The organism is Bradyrhizobium sp. A5, from assembly GCF_042076515.1.
In the GTDB taxonomy this organism is placed as follows: Bacteria; Pseudomonadota; Alphaproteobacteria; order Rhizobiales; family Xanthobacteraceae; genus Bradyrhizobium; species Bradyrhizobium cosmicum.
This window is the reverse complement of record NZ_CP148990.1, coordinates 4,738,270-4,754,598: the sequence shown is the minus strand read 5'-3', so window position 1 is coordinate 4,754,598 and position 16,329 is coordinate 4,738,270. Positions and strand designations below refer to the sequence as shown.

11 protein-coding genes are annotated in these 16,329 nt (G+C 65.9%); 4 read left to right on the top strand and 7 right to left on the bottom strand.

Features of this window, described 5'->3' with window-relative positions; all coding sequences use genetic code 11:
• Positions 1–43 precede the first annotated feature (43 nt).
• From WHZ77_RS22790 to WHZ77_RS22780, 3 genes are read left to right on the top strand one after another with little or no spacing between them, the layout of a single operon-like run.
• Positions 44–724, top strand: a complete 681-nt coding sequence (locus WHZ77_RS22790; protein WP_375309995.1) for a response regulator transcription factor — start codon at positions 44–46, stop codon at positions 722–724.
• A complete protein-coding gene (locus WHZ77_RS22785) occupies positions 708–2,171 on the top strand; it encodes an ATP-binding protein (RefSeq protein WP_375309994.1) in 1,464 nt (487 codons plus the stop codon). The genes WHZ77_RS22790 and WHZ77_RS22785 overlap by 17 nt, the downstream gene beginning before the upstream one ends.
• Entirely contained in the window at positions 2,168–5,155 is a 2,988-nt protein-coding gene (locus WHZ77_RS22780; protein WP_375309993.1) for a bifunctional [glutamine synthetase] adenylyltransferase/[glutamine synthetase]-adenylyl-L-tyrosine phosphorylase, read from the top strand. Before WHZ77_RS22785 ends, WHZ77_RS22780 begins: the two co-directional genes overlap by 4 nt.
• Here the strand turns inward: WHZ77_RS22780 and WHZ77_RS22775 are convergent.
• The 5 genes from WHZ77_RS22775 to WHZ77_RS22755 are packed head-to-tail and all read right to left on the bottom strand — an operon-like array spanning position 5,112 to position 11,119.
• Positions 5,112–5,348, bottom strand: a complete 237-nt coding sequence (locus WHZ77_RS22775) for a formate dehydrogenase subunit delta (RefSeq protein WP_375309992.1) — start codon at positions 5,346–5,348, stop codon at positions 5,112–5,114. The genes WHZ77_RS22780 and WHZ77_RS22775 overlap by 44 nt on opposite strands.
• Positions 5,335–6,165, bottom strand: coding sequence for a formate dehydrogenase accessory sulfurtransferase FdhD (fdhD, locus tag WHZ77_RS22770; RefSeq protein ID WP_375309991.1), 831 nt, complete (start codon positions 6,163–6,165; stop codon positions 5,335–5,337). The genes WHZ77_RS22775 and fdhD overlap by 14 nt, the downstream gene beginning before the upstream one ends.
• A 4-nt stretch (positions 6,166–6,169) precedes the next feature.
• The gene (gene fdhF, locus WHZ77_RS22765) at positions 6,170–9,055 is read right to left on the bottom strand and encodes a formate dehydrogenase subunit alpha (RefSeq protein ID WP_375309990.1); all 2,886 of its coding nucleotides are present in this window, start codon (positions 9,053–9,055) and stop codon (positions 6,170–6,172) included.
• A 10-nt stretch (positions 9,056–9,065) separates the two neighbouring features.
• Positions 9,066–10,622 (bottom strand): formate dehydrogenase beta subunit, encoded by a 1,557-nt coding sequence (locus WHZ77_RS22760; RefSeq protein ID WP_375309989.1) that lies wholly within the window; start codon positions 10,620–10,622, stop codon positions 9,066–9,068.
• Complete coding sequence (locus WHZ77_RS22755) at positions 10,619–11,119, bottom strand: formate dehydrogenase subunit gamma (RefSeq protein WP_375309988.1); 501 nt, start codon at positions 11,117–11,119, stop codon at positions 10,619–10,621. Before WHZ77_RS22755 ends, WHZ77_RS22760 begins: the two co-directional genes overlap by 4 nt.
• Before the next feature lie 224 nt (positions 11,120–11,343).
• On the opposite strand from WHZ77_RS22755, the gene WHZ77_RS22750 reads away from it, so the two are divergent.
• The gene (locus tag WHZ77_RS22750; RefSeq protein ID WP_375309987.1) at positions 11,344–12,237 is read left to right on the top strand and encodes a LysR family transcriptional regulator; all 894 of its coding nucleotides are present in this window, start codon (positions 11,344–11,346) and stop codon (positions 12,235–12,237) included.
• A 3-nt stretch (positions 12,238–12,240) separates the two neighbouring features.
• Here the strand turns inward: WHZ77_RS22750 and WHZ77_RS22745 are convergent, their stop codons facing one another.
• Positions 12,241–14,571: a PAS domain-containing sensor histidine kinase gene (locus WHZ77_RS22745; RefSeq protein ID WP_375309986.1), complete on the bottom strand. Its 2,331-nt coding sequence runs from the start codon at positions 14,569–14,571 to the stop codon at positions 12,241–12,243.
• Between the two features lie 223 nt (positions 14,572–14,794).
• Complete coding sequence (locus WHZ77_RS22740) at positions 14,795–16,168, bottom strand: cation-efflux pump (protein ID WP_375309985.1); 1,374 nt, start codon at positions 16,166–16,168, stop codon at positions 14,795–14,797.
• Positions 16,169–16,329 lie beyond the last annotated feature (161 nt).

Below are 16,329 nucleotides of genomic sequence, written 5' to 3'. Positions count from 1 at the left end.
ATGTTCAGAGAAGGTTAACCCCTTGACCGCCGCCGAACGCACGATGCGCCTCCTCATCATTGAAGACGACCGCGAATCCGCCGACTATCTCGTGAAGGCGTTTCGCGAGGTCGGACATATTGCCGACCACGCTGCAGACGGCGAGGAAGGCCTCGCCATGGCCGAGAACGGCGATTACGACGTGTTGGTGGTCGACCGCATGCTGCCCAAGCGCGACGGCCTATCGCTGATCGGTCTGCTCCGCGACAAGGGCAACACCACGCCGGTGCTGATTCTGTCGGCGCTCGGCCAGGTCGACGACCGCATCAAGGGCCTGCGCGCCGGCGGCGACGACTATCTGCCAAAGCCCTATTCCTTCGCCGAGCTGCTGGCCCGCGTCGAGGTACTGTCGCGCCGCCGCGGCGGCCCGGCCGAGGACACCCTTTATCGCGTCGGCGATCTCGAGCTCGACCGGCTGTCCCACCGCGTCGCCCGCGGCAAGGACGAGCTGACGCTCCAGCCGCGTGAATTCCGTCTGCTCGAATACCTCATGAAGCACGCCGGCCAGGTGGTGACGCGCACCATGCTGCTGGAGAACGTCTGGGACTATCATTTCGATCCGCAGACCAACGTGATCGACGTGCACATTTCGCGGTTGCGCTCCAAGATCGACAAGGGTTTTGAGCGGCCGCTGCTGCACACGATCCGCGGCGCCGGGTACATGATCCGTGACGGCATTCGGTAAACTCGTCCGCACGACGGCATTCCGGCTGACGCTGGTCTATCTGCTTCTGTTCGCGCTCTTCGCGGCTTCGCTGCTCGGCTATTTTGCCTGGAATACGCGGCGGCTGATCACCGAAGAGATCACGCAGACGGTCAATTCCGAGACCTCGGAAATCAACGAGATCTACGGGAGGCGCGGCCTGTTCGGCCTCGTGCGTGCGATCGAGTATCGCGCGCTGCGGCCGGGCGCCAACCTCTACCTCGTGACCACGCCGACCGGGCAGGCGGTTGCCGGCAATGTCGGCTCGCTGGCACCGGGCGTGATGGCGACGCGCGGCTGGACGGAGACGGCCTACCGGCGGATCGAGGACGGGAACGAGCGTGATCATCGCGCGCTGGTGCGCGTCACCGAACTGGAAAACGGCTTCCGGCTCCTGATCGGCCGTGATCTCGACGAGCGGCGGCGCCTGTTCGGCATCGTCGCGAAGGCCGCGCAATGGTCGATCCTGATCGTCGTGGTGCTCGGCCTTGGCGGCGGCGTCTTCGTCGCGCGCAGGGTCCTCAGGCGCATCGACGCCATGACCGGCACCGCGCAGCGCATCATGACTGGCGATCTCAGCGGGCGCCTGCCGGTGGGACGCAGCGGCGACGAGCTCGACCGTCTTGCCGAAAATCTCAACGCCATGCTGGAGCGGATCGAGGCGCTGATGGCGGGATTGAAGGAAGTTTCCGACAATATCGCGCACGACCTCAAGACGCCGCTGACTCGCCTGCGCAACCGCGCCGAGGAGGCGCTGGCGAAATCTGGCAGCGAAGCCGATTACCGTGCCGCGCTGGAGCGGACCATCGAGGAATCCGACGGCCTGATCCGCACCTTCAACGCGCTGCTGATGATCGCGCGTGCGGAGTCCGGCCAGGCGCGCGGCAACATGGATGATTTCGACGCCGCTGATGTCGCGGGCGGCATCCACGAGCTCTACGAGCCGCTCGCCGAAGATGACGGCATGACCCTGAAGGTCAAGGCCGATCATCCGACGCCGGTTCATGCCAACCGCGAACTGATCAGCCAGGCGCTCGCCAATCTGGTCGAGAACGCAATCAAATACGGCAAGCCGGCTGCGCAACCGGCGGGAACCGTGGTCAGCATGGACAGCAGGCAGATCACGATCGAGGCCCGGCGCGAGGGCGACCAGGTGCTGCTCAGCGTCACCGATCGCGGCCCCGGCATCCCCGAAGGCGACCGCAAGCATGCCGTCGAGCGATTCGTGCGGCTTGAGGCCAGCCGCACGCTGCCGGGCTCCGGCCTCGGCCTCAGCCTCGCCTCCGCGGTGGCGACGCTGCACGGCGGAGAATTGCGGCTGGGCGATGCCCATCCGGGTCTCGTCGCCACGCTGGTGCTGCCGGCGCGCGCCGGCGCCGGCGACAGGGTTGCTCCTCCAATACCGGATGTGCCACAGAAGGTGGCATGAACCACTCCGCGCCGGGAAACGCGGACAAGCATGGTGAGGGTCTGGCCGCGCGTTTCGCGGAGGCTCCCCATATTGCCGCTTCCACAACCGACGAACGACGCTTGGAAAGCTGGCTGGCCGAGCTCGAGCCGGCACAGTCGGCGCGTCTCGACGCGCTGCTGGTGCATCCCTTCGCACGGGATATTCTGGCCGGCATCGCGGAATTCTCGCCGTACCTGTTCGATCTGGCGCGCGCCGATGCGCCGCGCCTGATCCGGCTGCTCGCATGCGATCCGGATGCGCATCTCGCCGCGTTGATCGCGGAGGCGAGGGACGCGGTGCTTGCAGCTGGCGACGAAGCCGAGGTGATGCGTCTGCTTCGCCGCATGAAGGGGGAGGCCGCGCTGCTGACTGCGCTATGCGACATCGGCGGGGTCTGGCCGGTGATGCGGGTGACGGCGGCGCTGACCGATGTCGCGGTGTCCTCGGTGCAGGCGGCGCTGCGGTACCAACTGCGGCAGGAAGCCGCACGTGGAAAAATCCTGCCGCCCGATCCCGAGGCGCCGGAAGCGGGCTGCGGCCTGATCGTGCTCGCGATGGGCAAGATGGGCGCCGGCGAGCTGAACTATTCCAGCGACATCGATCTGATCGTGTTCTTCGATCCCGATAACACGACGCTCGCACCCGATATCGAGCCGCAGCCGTTCTTCGTCCGGGTGACGCAAGGCATGGCGCGCATCCTCCAGCAGCGCACCTATGACGGCTACGTCTTCCGCGTCGACTTGCGGCTGCGTCCCGATCCGTCCTCGACCCAGGTGGCGATCTCCCGCGACGCCGCGCTGCATTACTACGAGCGCGAAGGGCGCACCTGGGAGCGCGCCGCGATGATCAAGGCACGCGCCTGCGCCGGCGATCCCAGGGCGGGCGAGGCGCTGCTTGCCGAGATCGCCCCTTTCGTCTGGCGCAAGCATCTCGACTTCGCCGCGCTCGCCGACGTGCACGACATGAAGCGGCAGATGCAGACCTATCGCGGCCAGAGCGAGATCGCGGTGGAGGGCCACAACGTCAAGGTCGGCCGCGGCGGTATCCGTGAGATCGAGTTTTTCGCGCAGACGCAGCAGCTGATTGCCGGCGGCCGCCATCCAGAATTGCGGGTGCGACCGACGCTCGCCGCGCTCAATGTGCTGGCGGCCAACAACTGGATCACTTTCGCCGCGCGCGATGAATTGACCATTGCGTATGAATTCCTGCGCCGGGTCGAGCATCGTCTCCAGATGATCGCGGACGAGCAGACCCATGCGCTGCCCGACGACAAGGAAGCGGTCGAGCGTTTTGCACGCTTCTTCGGCTATCCCGATCGCGAAGCCTTCGCGCGCGATCTGTTGCGGCAACTCGAGATCGTCCAGGGCCATTATGAGAAGCTGTTCGAGGGCGATGATCCGACCGGCACGGCAAAGCTGCCGGCGCTCGACTACAGTGCAGGCCCGGATGATCCGCGCCTGTTGCAATATCTGACGACGCTCGGCTTCAAGAAGCCGGCCGCCGTGGCCCAGACCGTGCGCGACTGGGTCACCGGCGACTACCGGGCGTTCCGCAACGAGGCGACGCGAAGCGCCTTCGTCGACTTCGTGCCGGCCCTGATCGACGGCCTCGCGCATGCCGAGGAGCCGGATCGCGCCGTCGTGACGTTCGATCATTTCCTCGGGGCGCTCCAGCTTGGCGGCCGGCTGATCACGCTGCTCGCCCAGAACCGCGATCTCGTCGCGCTGGTGGCGCTGGTGCTTGGCGCGGCGCCGCGGCTCGGCGAGATGCTGGCGCGGAAGCCGCAGCTCATGGACGGCCTGATCGATCCGCGCTTCTTCGGCGCGATGCCGGACAAGCAGGAACTGTCGGCGCGATTAGCCGCGACGGTGCGCGATGCCGGCTCCTATGAGGAATTCCTCGATCGCCTGCGCTTGTTCGGGCAGGAGAGCCTGTTCCTGATCGGCACGCGCATCCTCTCCGGGACCGTCTCGGCGCAACAAGCCAGCACGGCCTTTGCGGACGTCGCCGAGGGCACCGTCCATACCGTGCATGGTCTTGTCGCCGAGCGCTTTGCCGCCCAGCACGGCCGCATCAAGGGGCAGGAGACCGCGATCATCGCGATGGGCCGGCTCGGCAGCCGCGAGATGACGGCGTCGTCCGATCTCGACCTGATCCTGCTCTACGATTTCGACAGCGAGGCCCCGGACTCGGACGGGCCAAAATCGCTGCATGGCGCGCACTACTTCGCGCGCTTCACCCAGCGTCTGATCAGCGCTTTCACCACGCGCACCAATTACGGCGTGCTCTACGAGATCGACATGCGGCTTCGTCCCTCCGGGCGCGCCGGCCCGGTGGCGTCGAGTCTTGCCTCCTTTGCGGACTACCAGGCCAACGAGGCCTGGACCTGGGAGCATATGGCGCTGACCCGCGCGCGCGTGGTGTCTTCATCGGATGCATTCCGTGAACGGATCGAACGCATCATCCGCGATGTCCTGACGCGCCGCCGCGACCGCGCCGTCGTCGCCAACGACGTCGCCGACATGCGGCGCGCCATCGCGCAGGAGAAGGGCGAGAGCGACCATTGGGATCTCAAATACGCCGCCGGCGGCATGGTCGATATCGACTTCATCGCGCAATATCTCCAGCTCGTGCACGCCCACGACAAGCCGGATATTCTCGACGTCGGTACGATGCAGGTGCTGGACAACGCCGCCAAGCTCGGCGTGCTCCCGCAGTCGGAGGCGGAGATCTTGCGTGCCGCCGCACGGCTCTATCATGACCTGACGCAGATCCTGCGGCTTTGCGTCAGCGATCGATTCAAGCCGGAGACCGCCGGCACCGACCTTCAGCGCGTGATGGCGCGCGCCGGCGACGCACCGGATTTCTCGTCGCTCGAGGCCCGCGTCAAGGAAACGCAGGGCGAGGTGCGGCGCGTGTTCAGCGCGCTCCTGGAAGGGAAGCAGTCTGTTTCAGCGACGTGAGGGCGTCGCGCACGTTCGGCTCCAGACCCGCGCCGCCCGCGTCGAGATGCGCGAAGATCGCGCGCTTCATCCGGGGGTCCCAGAATTTCTTGATGTGCTCGGCGATCCCCGGCACGGCCTTGTCGTGGCCTTGGCTGCGGAAGAACGTGCCGATCTGGTTGGCCATGTAGACGAGGCGGTCAGGCGACGACATCGATGATCTCCTGAGCACGACGAGCCGCGACGCGGCCCTGGTGCGTGAACACTTCAAATCCGTCGCTACGCGCAATCGCGATCAGCGTGATGCCGGCGGCTTCCGCTGTGCGCACCGCGAGCGCGGTGGGCACGGAGACCGCAACAAGCACAGGCGCGCCAATGGCGGCCGTCTTCTGCACCATCTCGACCGAGACGCGGCTCGTCAGCAGCACCAGGCCGCCGCTCGCCTCCGTCCGGCTGCGCGCCAGCGCACCGGCGAGCTTGTCGAGCGCGTTGTGGCGGCCGACATCCTCGCGAAGGGCGACGATGCCGTTTGACGGGGACCAGAAGGCCGCGGCGTGGACCGCGCGGGTCTGTATGTTGATCGATTGCAGAGGGGCGATGGTCTGCATCGCCGTCATGATCTGTTCGGGTGTGAAGGTCTGTCCCGGCGGCACCACGGCCGCAGGCCGCACGGCTTCTGCAATCGATTCGATGCCGCAGATGCCGCAGCCCGTGGGGCCGGCAATATGCCGCCGACGCTCGTTGATGCGCGCGGCTTTTTCTTCGTCGAGCCACATGCGCAGCTCGATGCCATCGTCGAGGCGAACCATTTCGAGGGATTTGACGTCGTCGACCGATTTGATGATGCCCTCGTCAAGGCTGAAGCCGACCGCAAAATCCTCGAGGTTCTGCGGCGTGCCCATCATGACGGCATAGGTGCCGCCATTGTAGGTCAGCGCCAGCGGCGTCTCTTCCGGGACTAGCCGTGTCCCTTCCGACGCGGCACCGTCGCGCCAGATTTCGCGGTCGATGGCCTGGACCGGCACGTGCATGCCGTTACTCCGCCGCCTCGGCCGGGGCGATACGGCGGGAGTGCCGCGCCTGCGCGTCATAGGTCTTCTGCCAGTCGGACGGACCGTTTGACGGCGAGATCTGCACCGCCGTGACCTTGTATTCGGGGCAGTTGGTCGCCCAGTCCGAATAGTCGGTGGTGATCACGTTCGCCTGCGTATCCGGATGATGGAAGGTCGTGTAGACGACTCCCGGCGATACGCGGTCGGTAATCTCCGCGCGCAGCGTGGTCTCGCCCGCGCGACTCGTGAGCCGCACCCAGTCCCCGTCGCGCACGCCGCGCAACTCGGCGTCGTAGGGGTGGATCTCAAGCCGGTCCTCCGCATGCCAGACCACGTTCTCGGTGCGCCTGGTCTGCGCGCCGACATTGTACTGGCTGAGGATGCGGCCCGTGGTGAGCAGCAGCGGGAAGCGGGGACCGGTGCGTTCGTCGGTCGCGACATATTCGGTGACGATGAACTTGCCCTTGCCGCGGACGAAGCCGTCGATATGCATCACCGGCGTGCCCTCCGGCGCCTTCTCGTTGCATGGCCATTGCACCGAGCCAAGCTCGTCGAGCTTGGCGTAGGAGACCCCGGTAAAGGTCGGCGTAAGCGCGGCGATCTCGTCCATGATCTCGGACGGGTGATTGTAGGGCATGTCATAGCCCATCGCCTTGGCGAGGCCGATCGTAACCTCCCAGTCGGCCATGCCGTTCTTCGGCGACATCACCTTGCGCACCCGCTGGATGCGGCGTTCGGCGTTGGTGAACGTGCCGTCCTTTTCCAGGAAGCTCGAGCCGGGCAGGAACACATGGGCGTAGTTCGCGGTCTCGTTCAGGAAGAGGTCGTGGACGATCACGCATTCCATCGCGGACAGCGCGGCCACCACGTGCTTGGTGTTGGGATCGGATTGCAGGATGTCCTCGCCCTGCACATAGATGCCCATGAACGAGCCTTCGATCGCGGCGTCGAACATGTTGGGGATGCGCAGGCCCGGTTCCGGGTTGAGCTTGACGTTCCAGAGCGCCTCGAACTGGTCGCGCACGGCGTCGCCCGAGATGTGGCGATAGCCCGGCAGCTCATGCGGGAACGAGCCCATGTCGCACGAGCCCTGAACGTTGTTCTGGCCGCGCAGCGGGTTCACGCCGACGCCGGAACGGCCGATATTGCCGGTTGCCATCGCGAGGTTGGCGATCGCGATCACCGTGGTCGAGCCCTGGCTGTGCTCGGTGACACCGAGGCCGTAATAGATCGCGCCGTTGCCGCCGGTGGCATAGATGCGGGCGGCTTCGCGCAAATCCCTCGGATCGACACCGGTCAGGATCGCGGTCGCCTCCGGGCTGTGCTTCGGCTGGGCGACGAACGCCGCCCATTCCTCGAACTCTGTCCAGTCGCAGCGCTCGCGCACGAAGGCTTCGTTGACGAGCCCCTCGGTGACGATGACATGCGCCAACGCGGTCACGACGGCAACGTTGGTGCCGGGCATCAGAGGCAGGTGCAGCGCCTTCACGTGCGGCGATTCCACCATTTCAGTGCGGCGCGGATCGATCACGATCAGTTTGGCGCCCTGACGCAGCCGCTTCTTCAGGCGTGAGGCGAAGACTGGATGGGCGGAGGCTGGATTGGCGCCTATGATGACGGCGACATCGGTGTCCTCCACCGAGTCGAAATCCTGCGTGCCGGCGGACGTGCCGAAGGTCTGCGAGAGGCCATAGCCGGTCGGCGAGTGGCAGACGCGGGCGCAGGTGTCGACATTGTTGTTGCCGAAGCCGGCGCGGATCAGCTTCTGCACCAGATAGGTTTCCTCGTTGGTGCAGCGGGACGAGGTGATGCCGCCGATGGCGTCGCGACCGTATTTCTTCTGGATGCCGCGCATCCTGGCGGCGGCAAACGAGAACGCCTCATCCCAGGACACTTCCTTCCAGGGATCCTCGATCCGCTCGCGGATCATCGGCTTGAGGATGCGTTCCTTGTGATTGGTATAGCCCCACGCGAAGCGGCCCTTGACGCAGGAATGGCCACGATTGGCCTTGCCGTCCTTGTACGGCACCATGCGCACGACTTCCTCGCCGCGCATCTCGGCCTTGAAGGCACAGCCGACACCGCAATAGGCGCAGGTGGTGACGACCGAATGCTCGGGCTGGCCGATCTCGATCACGGACTTTTCCGTCAGCGTCGCGGTCGGACAGGCCTGCACGCAGGCGCCGCAGGAGACGCATTCGGAGCCGAGGAAGCTTTCGCTCATGCCGGGGGAGACGCGGCTGTCGAAGCCGCGGCCGGAGATGGTCAGCGCGAATGTGCCTTGCACCTCCTCGCAGGCGCGGACGCAGCGCGAGCAAACGATGCATTTGGAGGGATCATAGGTGAAGTAGGGATTGGACTCGTCCTTCGGCATCCAGCCGGCGTTGATCTCACCGTTGGACTTGCCAGGCGTCCTGGCGAAGACGTGGTTCTCGCCCTCGTAGCCGTAGCGCACCTCGCGCAGGCCGACGGCACCGGCCATGTCCTGCAATTCGCAGTCGCCATTGGCGCTGCAGGTGAGACAGTCGAGCGGATGGTCGGAGATGTAGAGCTCCATCACGCCCTTGCGCAGCTTCTTCAGCCGCTCGCTTTGGGTATGCACGACGAGGCCGGGCATCACGGGCGTGGTGCACGAGGCTGGCGTACCGGCGCGGCCCTCGATCTCGACCACGCAGAGCCGGCAGGAGCCGAAGGCGTCGACCATGTCGGTCGCGCAGAGTTTTGGGATCTGGTGTCCCGCGTCCATCGCGGCCCGCATGATCGAGGTGCCTTCCGGCACCGTGATCTCGTTGCCGTCGATGGTCAGCGTGACCATCGTTGTTGATCTGGAGCGCGGCGTGCCGTAGTCGATTTCTTCGATCAGAGACATCGTTGCTCTCCTATTCCGCGGCCTGAAGCGTGGTTGGCGCCGGGACGAAATCCTCCCGGAAGTGCCTCAATGCGCTGAGCACGGGGTAGGGCGTGAAGCCGCCGAGTGCGCAGAGCGAGCCGAATTTCATGGTGTTGCAGAGGTCCTCGACGAGCGCGAGGTTTTCGCTGACGCGCTCGCCGCGGATGATCTTCTCGATCGTCTCGACGCCGCGGGTCGAACCGATCCGGCAGGGCGTGCACTTGCCGCAGGATTCGATGGCGCAGAACTCCAAGGCGAAGCGCGCCTGCTTGCGCATGTCGACGCTGTCGTCGAACACGACGATGCCGCCATGACCGATCAGGCCGTCGCGTGCGGCGAAGGCTTCGTAGTCGAACGGCGTGTCGAACAGCGCGCGCGGAAAATAGGCGCCGAGCGGGCCGCCGACCTGAACCGCGCGAACGGGGCGGCCCGTGAACGTGCCGCCGCCGATATCGTCGACGAGTTCGCCAAGCGTGACGCCGAACGCCGTCTCGAACAGCCCGCCGTAGCGGAGATTGCCGGCGAGTTGGATCGGCATCGTGCCGCGCGAACGGCCCATGCCGTAATCGGCATAGGCCTTGGCGCCCTCGGCGAGGATGAAGGGGATCGCGGCCAGCGACAGGATGTTGTTGATCGCGGTTGGCTGGCCGAACAGGCCGTGATGGGCCGGGAGCGGCGGCTTGGCGCGCACGATGCCGCGGCGACCTTCGAGGCTCTCAAGCAGCGACGTCTCCTCGCCGCAGACATAGGCGCCGGCGCCGACGCGCACTTCGAGATCGAAATCGTAAGTGGACCCGCCGATCTTGCTGCCGAGATAACCGCCGCGCCGGGCCGCCACGACGGCGGCTTTCATGGCCTCGACCGCGTGCGGATATTCGCTGCGGGTGTATATGTAGCCTTTGGTGGCGCCGACGGTGATGCCTGCGATCGTCATGCCCTCGATGACCAGGAAGGGATCGCCCTCCATGATCATGCGGTCGGCGAAGGTGCCACTGTCGCCCTCGTCGGCGTTGCAGACGATGAACTTGCGGTCGGCCTTGGCTTGCGCGACCGTCTTCCACTTGATGCCGGTTGGGAAGCCCGCGCCGCCGCGACCGCGCAGGCCGGACGCCGTCACTTCGTTGAGGATCGCGTCGGAGCCGAGCGACAGCGCGCGCTCCAGGCCCTTGTAGCCGCCATGGGCGCGGTAGTCGTCGAGCGAGCGTGGGTCGATCACGCCGCAGCGGGCAAAGGTGAGGCGGGTCTGGCGCTTCAGCCAGGGAATCTCGTCGGTTGCGCCGAGCCGTAGCAGATGCGGCGTGTTGCCGGCGAGTGCGTCGAGCAGGGAGGGGACATCGGCCTCGGTCACGGGGCCGAAGGCGATCCGGCCCTGCGGTGTCGCAATCTCGACCAGCGGCTCCAGCCAGTACAGGCCGCGCGAGCCGGTTCTGACGATCTCGACCGCAACGCCGCGCTTGGCCGCGGCCTGCTGCAGCGCAATCGCAACCTCGTCGGCACCGACGGCAATCGCACCGGCATCGCGTGAGACGAATAGACGCATGCTCATCGCTGGGCCTCCGCAACCAGCGCATCGAGGCGCTTCTCGTCGAGCCGGCCAACGAGGCGGCCGTCGAGCATCGCCGACGGTGCGGTCGCGCACAGGCCGAGGCAGTAGATCGGCTCCAGCGTGACGCGATCGTCGGCTGTCGTGTTGCCGAGCGGCACGCCGAGCTTTGCTTCCGCGCGCGCCGCCAGCGCATCTCCGCCCGCGGCCTGACAGGCCTCCGCGCGGCACAGCTTCAGCACGTGGCGGCCGGCCGGCTTGTGCCTGAAATCATGATAGAACGTGACCACGCCATGGACCTCGGCGCGCGACAGATTCAGCGCCTGCGCGACCATCGGAATGGCGGCCTCCGGCACATAGCCGAACGCCTCCTGAAGGGCGTGCAGAACGACCAGCGTTGCGCCTTCCTGTTTGGAATGTTCGGCGATGATCTCGGCGCCGCGCGTCTCGTCCCAAGGCTCGTGCGAAGGCTGGTGCGAAGGCTCGTAAACCGTTGTCATTCTTCGTTCTCAGATTGAGCGTCCCTTCCTCGCAAACTATTTGGAATCGTTCGAAGATCAATAAAGCTGTCTCATGCGGCGATTGCGAATTCAGATCGATTTGCGATTACGATCGAACGATATGAAACTGCAATCGACACCATTCTGCGGGGCGGTTTTCGCGTGTTGACTGGGATAGGTCGTGCTAGCTTGCATGCCACGACAAAACCTGAGGGGACGTCCGGTTGATCGACAAGCTTGAACTGCTGCTGGCGCTGGCAAAAGAGCGGCATTTCGGACGCGCGGCCGAGGCCTGCGGCGTGACGCAGCCGACCATGTCGACCGGGCTGAAGCAACTCGAGGAGATCCTCGGCGTGATGCTGGTCCAGCGCGGCTCACGCTTTCAGGGCTTTACGCCCGAAGGCGAGCGGGCGCTGGACTGGGCGCGGCGGATCGTGGGCGATGCCCGCGCGATGCGTGACGAGATCAACGGGCTGAAGCATCAGCTCTCCGGCGAGATCCGTATCGCCGCGATCCCGACCGTGCTCGGCATGGTCGCCGCGCTGACGACGCCATTCCGCGCGCGCCACCCCGAGGTGCGCTTCCGCATCCAGTCCACCACCTCATCGGAGGTGCTGGGGCTGCTCGAAAATCTCGAGGTCGATGCGGGGCTGACCTATATCGAGAATGAGCCGATCGGGAAGGTGCGCACCATCCCGCTCTACAACGAGAGCTATCGCCTCCTGACCGCGCCGGACGGGATGTTCGGTGACCGCGAGACGGTGACGTGGAAAGAGGTCGGGCAGGTGCCGCTGTGCCTGCTCACGCCCGACATGCAGAACCGCCGCATCATCGACCGCGCATTGCGCTCGGTCGGCGCGGAAGCGACGCCGACCTTGACGTCGAACTCGCTGCTCGTGCTGTTCACGCATGTGAAGACGGGGCGCTGGGCGAGCGTGATGCCGGCCAAGCTGGCCGAGACGCTCGGCCTGTCCGACACGGTGCGTTCGATCCCGATCACCGATCCCGATGTCAATTACAGCATCGGCATGGTGATCCCGCAGCGCGATCCGATGACGCCGCTAATCGCCGCGCTGGTCAATGTCGCGCGCGAAGTCGCACCGTCGCTGCAGCTGTAGGGTTCAGGCCGCAGCCGATATCCCGGACGCCGCCTTGATCGCATCGCGCGGCAGGGTCACGCGCACGACGGTGCCGACTTCAAGCTTCGAGCGCAGCCGCATCGAGCCGCCGTGGAGCTGCGCCAGCGAACGGGCGATCGCGAGCCCCAGGCCGGAGCCGTGATAGGTCTTGGTGAGCTGGCTCTCGACCTGCTCGAACGGGCGCCCGAGCCGCGCCAGCGAATGCTGCGCGATCCCGATGCCGGTGTCGGCGATCATCAGCACGATCCTGTCGTCGAGCTGCCGGCTGCGCACCACGATGCGGCCGCCGTCGGGCGTGAACTTCACCGCGTTGGAGAGCAGGTTGACGATGATCTGCTTGGTGGCGCGGCGGTCCGCGACGACCGAGATGGATGTCTCGATATCGGCATCGAGCGTCAGATTCTTGTCCTGGGCACGGCCGGTGACGACCCGCAGGGATTCCGCCAGCGTCTGTGCGAGGTCGAGCTCTTCCATGTCGAGCTTCATGCGGCCGGCTTCGATCTTGGACATATCGAGGATGTCGTTGATGACCTCGAGCAGGTAGTGGCCGCTGGTCAGGATGTCGTGGCAGTATTCCTGGTACTTCTCGCTGCCGAGCTCACCGAACATGCCCGAGCCCATGATCTCGGAGAAGCCGATGATGGCGTTGAGCGGCGTGCGCAGCTCGTGGCTCATATTGGCGAGGAATTTCGACTTGGTCTGGTTGGCTTCCTCGGCGCGGGTCTTCTCGCGCTGGTATTTCTCGGCGAGATCGGCCAGCTCGTTGGTCTGGCGCTCGAGGGCCGCCTGCGAACGCTTGAGGTCGATGACGGTGGCACGCAGGCGCAGATCGTTGTCGACCAGCTTCTGCTCGTGCTCCTTGATCCGGGTGATGTCGGTGCCGACCGAGACGTAGCCGCCGTCCTTGGTGCGGCGCTCGCTGATGTGCAGCCAGCTGCCGTCGTCGAGCTGGGCCTCGAAGGTGCGCGCGCCCGGACCCTGGCTCGCGGTCTCGTTGTGGCGGGTGCGCACCTCCGGCATGCGGCCGACTTCGAGCACGGTCTCGTAGGAGGTGCCGGGGATGACGGCCGAGTCGGGCAGCTTGTGCAGGCGCTGAAAGTGCGAGTTGCAGAGCACCAGGCGGTCGATCGCGTCCCACAGCACGAACGCTTCCGGAATGGTCTCGATGGCGTCGCGCAGGCGGAGGTCGGCTTCGACGGTCCGTTCGGCGAGGCTCTTCTGCTCTGTGATGTCGACGGCGATGCCGATCAGGTGCACGCTGGAATCGGTCGCCCCGCGCGTCTTCTCGCAGCGGACGCGCAGCCAGATCCAGTGGCCGTCGACATGCTGCATGCGGAAGGTCTGGTCGATGTGGGCGATCTGACCCGAGATGAGCTGGTCGGCGATCTCGAACAGGTCGATGTCGTCGGACTTCACCAGCGCATTGACCTCGCCGAAGGTCAGGAGCTCGTTGCGGCCGTCGAGGCCGAGCATCGAGAACATCGACTGCGACCAGAAGATCCGGCCGCGCGACAGGTCCCAGTCCCACAATCCGCAGCGGCCGCGGTTGAGCGCGGTGTCGATGCGGCCGCGCACGGCGTCGTTGATGAGGTCGCCCTCGCGGGCGCGGGTCGACTGCCAGTGGAAGGCGAAGCCGAGGATCAGCACGACGAAGCCGGTCGTCGCCGACAGCGTCACCGAGAGCGCGGCGTCCGAGCCCCAGATCGGCTCGTTGCGCTCCTGGATCACGGTGACGAGCCCCGGCATCGACTTGATCTGCCGCGAGGTCGCCATCGCGGCGTTGCCGTTCGGCAGTGTCATGTCGGAGATGGTGTTGTCGCGGGGCGGCGCCACCAGCATTTGCGCCGTCGTGATCGCGTCGAGCAGGCGGTCGTTGCCCGAAGGATCGTTGTCGACGGGAATGCGGGCGAGGATGCGGCGGTCGATGCCGGCCGAGGTGACGATGACGTGGCGGCCGGAGGCCGTGCCCCAGGTCGGGATGAGATCGGGCAGCAGCGTCGGCAGGTTGTCGATGTTCTTCAGCCGCTCTTGCCGGGACGACGTCAGGCGGTCGAGGCGCTCGGCGAGCAGGTCGGCCAGGGCCGAGATGTCGTGGCGGGTCACCAGTCGCTTCTGGCGCGTCTGATCGACGACTTGCACGAATGCACCGAGGCAGATCGTGATCAGGAACGCGATGATGAGCGTCGGCACGGCGCGGCGCAGCGCGGGCTCCGCGATCAGGAGCCGATGATAGGCAGGTTTCGCGATCGATTGCGCCAATCCCTTGATCGAATCGGATTGCGCGCACGCGTTCGCGGCGTCTGCACGCGACATGCCTTTAGCCCCCGGGAAACTTGCTGCGACTCGATTCGAAAGCAGCCCCACATCACTTTCGAATCAAAGCGATTTGAATCCACTTTCCGCAGGCTGTCGAGAGTCAACGAAACGTTAACGCGAAATTATTCTTATCCAACGGAGAGTTCGCGCGTCCTGCGTCGGTAAATCGACGTGCACGATGAGTCCGAAACGAGAACGCGTGACTTTCGATCGTTCCGCATCATGCGTGCGGCGGCTCGGCGTGGCTGATGACCCGCTTCACGCTCGGGAAGGCACGGCGCAGCTTGCGCTCGATCGCGTCGACATGCTCGTGCACCCTGATCACGCTCATCGACGGGGTGGCGCGGCAGTGGAAGTTGACGATCTCGCCGCCTTCGGTGTCGCGTACGCGCACGTTATGAATGTCGTGGATCTCGCCGCCGGCGGCATATTCGGTGAGCGCTGCGGCAATGGTCTGCACCCGTTCCGGCGCGGCATCGACCCCGAACGGTAGTTCCGGTTCCAGCGGCTCGATATGGACGTCGACCTCGACGTCCGCGCCAAACTCCTCCTGGATGTTCCGCTCCAGCGTGTTGGCGACGTCATGGGCGGCGTCGAGCTGCATCCGGGCGTCGACCTCCAGGTCAATGCTGACGATTAGCTTGCCGCCCAGGTCGTGCACCGTGACGTGGTGGACGGCCAGGCCCGAATTGTGCGCGATCACCATGATGCGGTCGCGCACGGTCTCGTTGTCGCGAGCGACGGGGACCGCGGTGAAGGTGAGGTCGGTATCGCCGAAGGCCGTGTCGACGGCGGCCTGCGCCTTGCGCTTGATCTCCTCGACGCGGTCGATCGGATAGGTCCGCGGCACCTTGGCGATGGTGTCGATGAAGGTGGTCGCCCCGACCATGCGCACCCGCAGCCGCTCGACGTCGATCACGCCGGGGACACTGCGGATCGCAACCGTGGCCTTCTCCTGCGCGCCTTCCGGCGCACGGTCGACCAGCGTCTGCACGGTCGAGCCGGCCATGCGCAGGCCGAGCAGGGCGATCATCACGGCAACCGCGGCGGCGGCGGCCGCGTCGCCCCACCAGAAACCGAGGGCGGCGAGGATCAGGCCCGCGATCACAGCGAACGAGCCCATGACATCCGAGGCGAAGTGGAGCGCATCGGCCGCGAGCGCCTGGCTCCCGGTCTCACGCGCGGCACGGTGCAGCGCGCGGGCGCGCCAGAAATTGACGACGATGTCGATCACCAGCACCACGAACGGCACGGCCGAAATGGTCGGCGGCGGGGTTCCCTCGCGCAGCCGGCTATAGGACTCCACCAGGATGCCGCCGGCCAGCACGTAGAGCAGGGCGGTGACGCCGAGCGCGGAAATGCTCTCCAGCTTGCCGTGGCCGTAATGGTGCTCGTCGTCCGCCGGCTTGTCGGAGACCCGCACCACCGCCCAGGTGATGATGGTCGCGATCAGGTCGACCGAGGAGTGCAGGGCTTCGGAGATCAGCGCGAGCGAGCCGATCGCGATTCCTACCGCGAACTTGGCCGCCGCCATGCCGCCGCTGGCGAAGATCGAGATCGCGGCGACCGAGGTCTTGCTGTGCTGGGAGGTCATGGCGGGGGATTTAGCAGTCCATGGCCGAACATCAAGCGATGATCCGGGTCGTAGTCGCTAGTGAGTTGCAGGAGCGGATTAATCACTGCCGCCGTCATTCCGGGGCGATGCGAAGCATCGAACCCGGAATCTCGGGATTCCGGGTTCGGCTCTTCGAGCCG

Bases quoted from the DNA above. Each gene is read 5' to 3' on its own strand.
- WHZ77_RS22790 (WP_375309995.1), top strand. From the start codon at position 44: ATGCGCCTCCTCATCATTGAAGACGACCGCGAATCCGCCGACTATCTC.
- WHZ77_RS22780 (WP_375309993.1), top strand. From the start codon at position 2,168: ATGAACCACTCCGCGCCGGGAAACGCGGACAAGCATGGTGAGGGTCTG.
- WHZ77_RS22775 (WP_375309992.1), bottom strand. From the start codon at position 5,348: ATGTCGTCGCCTGACCGCCTCGTCTACATGGCCAACCAGATCGGCACG.
- fdhD (WP_375309991.1), bottom strand. From the start codon at position 6,165: ATGCACGTGCCGGTCCAGGCCATCGACCGCGAAATCTGGCGCGACGGT.
- fdhF (WP_375309990.1), bottom strand. From the start codon at position 9,055: ATGTCTCTGATCGAAGAAATCGACTACGGCACGCCGCGCTCCAGATCA.
- WHZ77_RS22760 (WP_375309989.1), bottom strand. From the start codon at position 10,622: ATGAGCATGCGTCTATTCGTCTCACGCGATGCCGGTGCGATTGCCGTC.
- WHZ77_RS22755 (WP_375309988.1), bottom strand. From the start codon at position 11,119: ATGACAACGGTTTACGAGCCTTCGCACCAGCCTTCGCACGAGCCTTGG.
- WHZ77_RS22745 (WP_375309986.1), bottom strand. From the start codon at position 14,571: ATGTCGCGTGCAGACGCCGCGAACGCGTGCGCGCAATCCGATTCGATC.
- WHZ77_RS22740 (WP_375309985.1), bottom strand. From the start codon at position 16,168: ATGACCTCCCAGCACAGCAAGACCTCGGTCGCCGCGATCTCGATCTTC.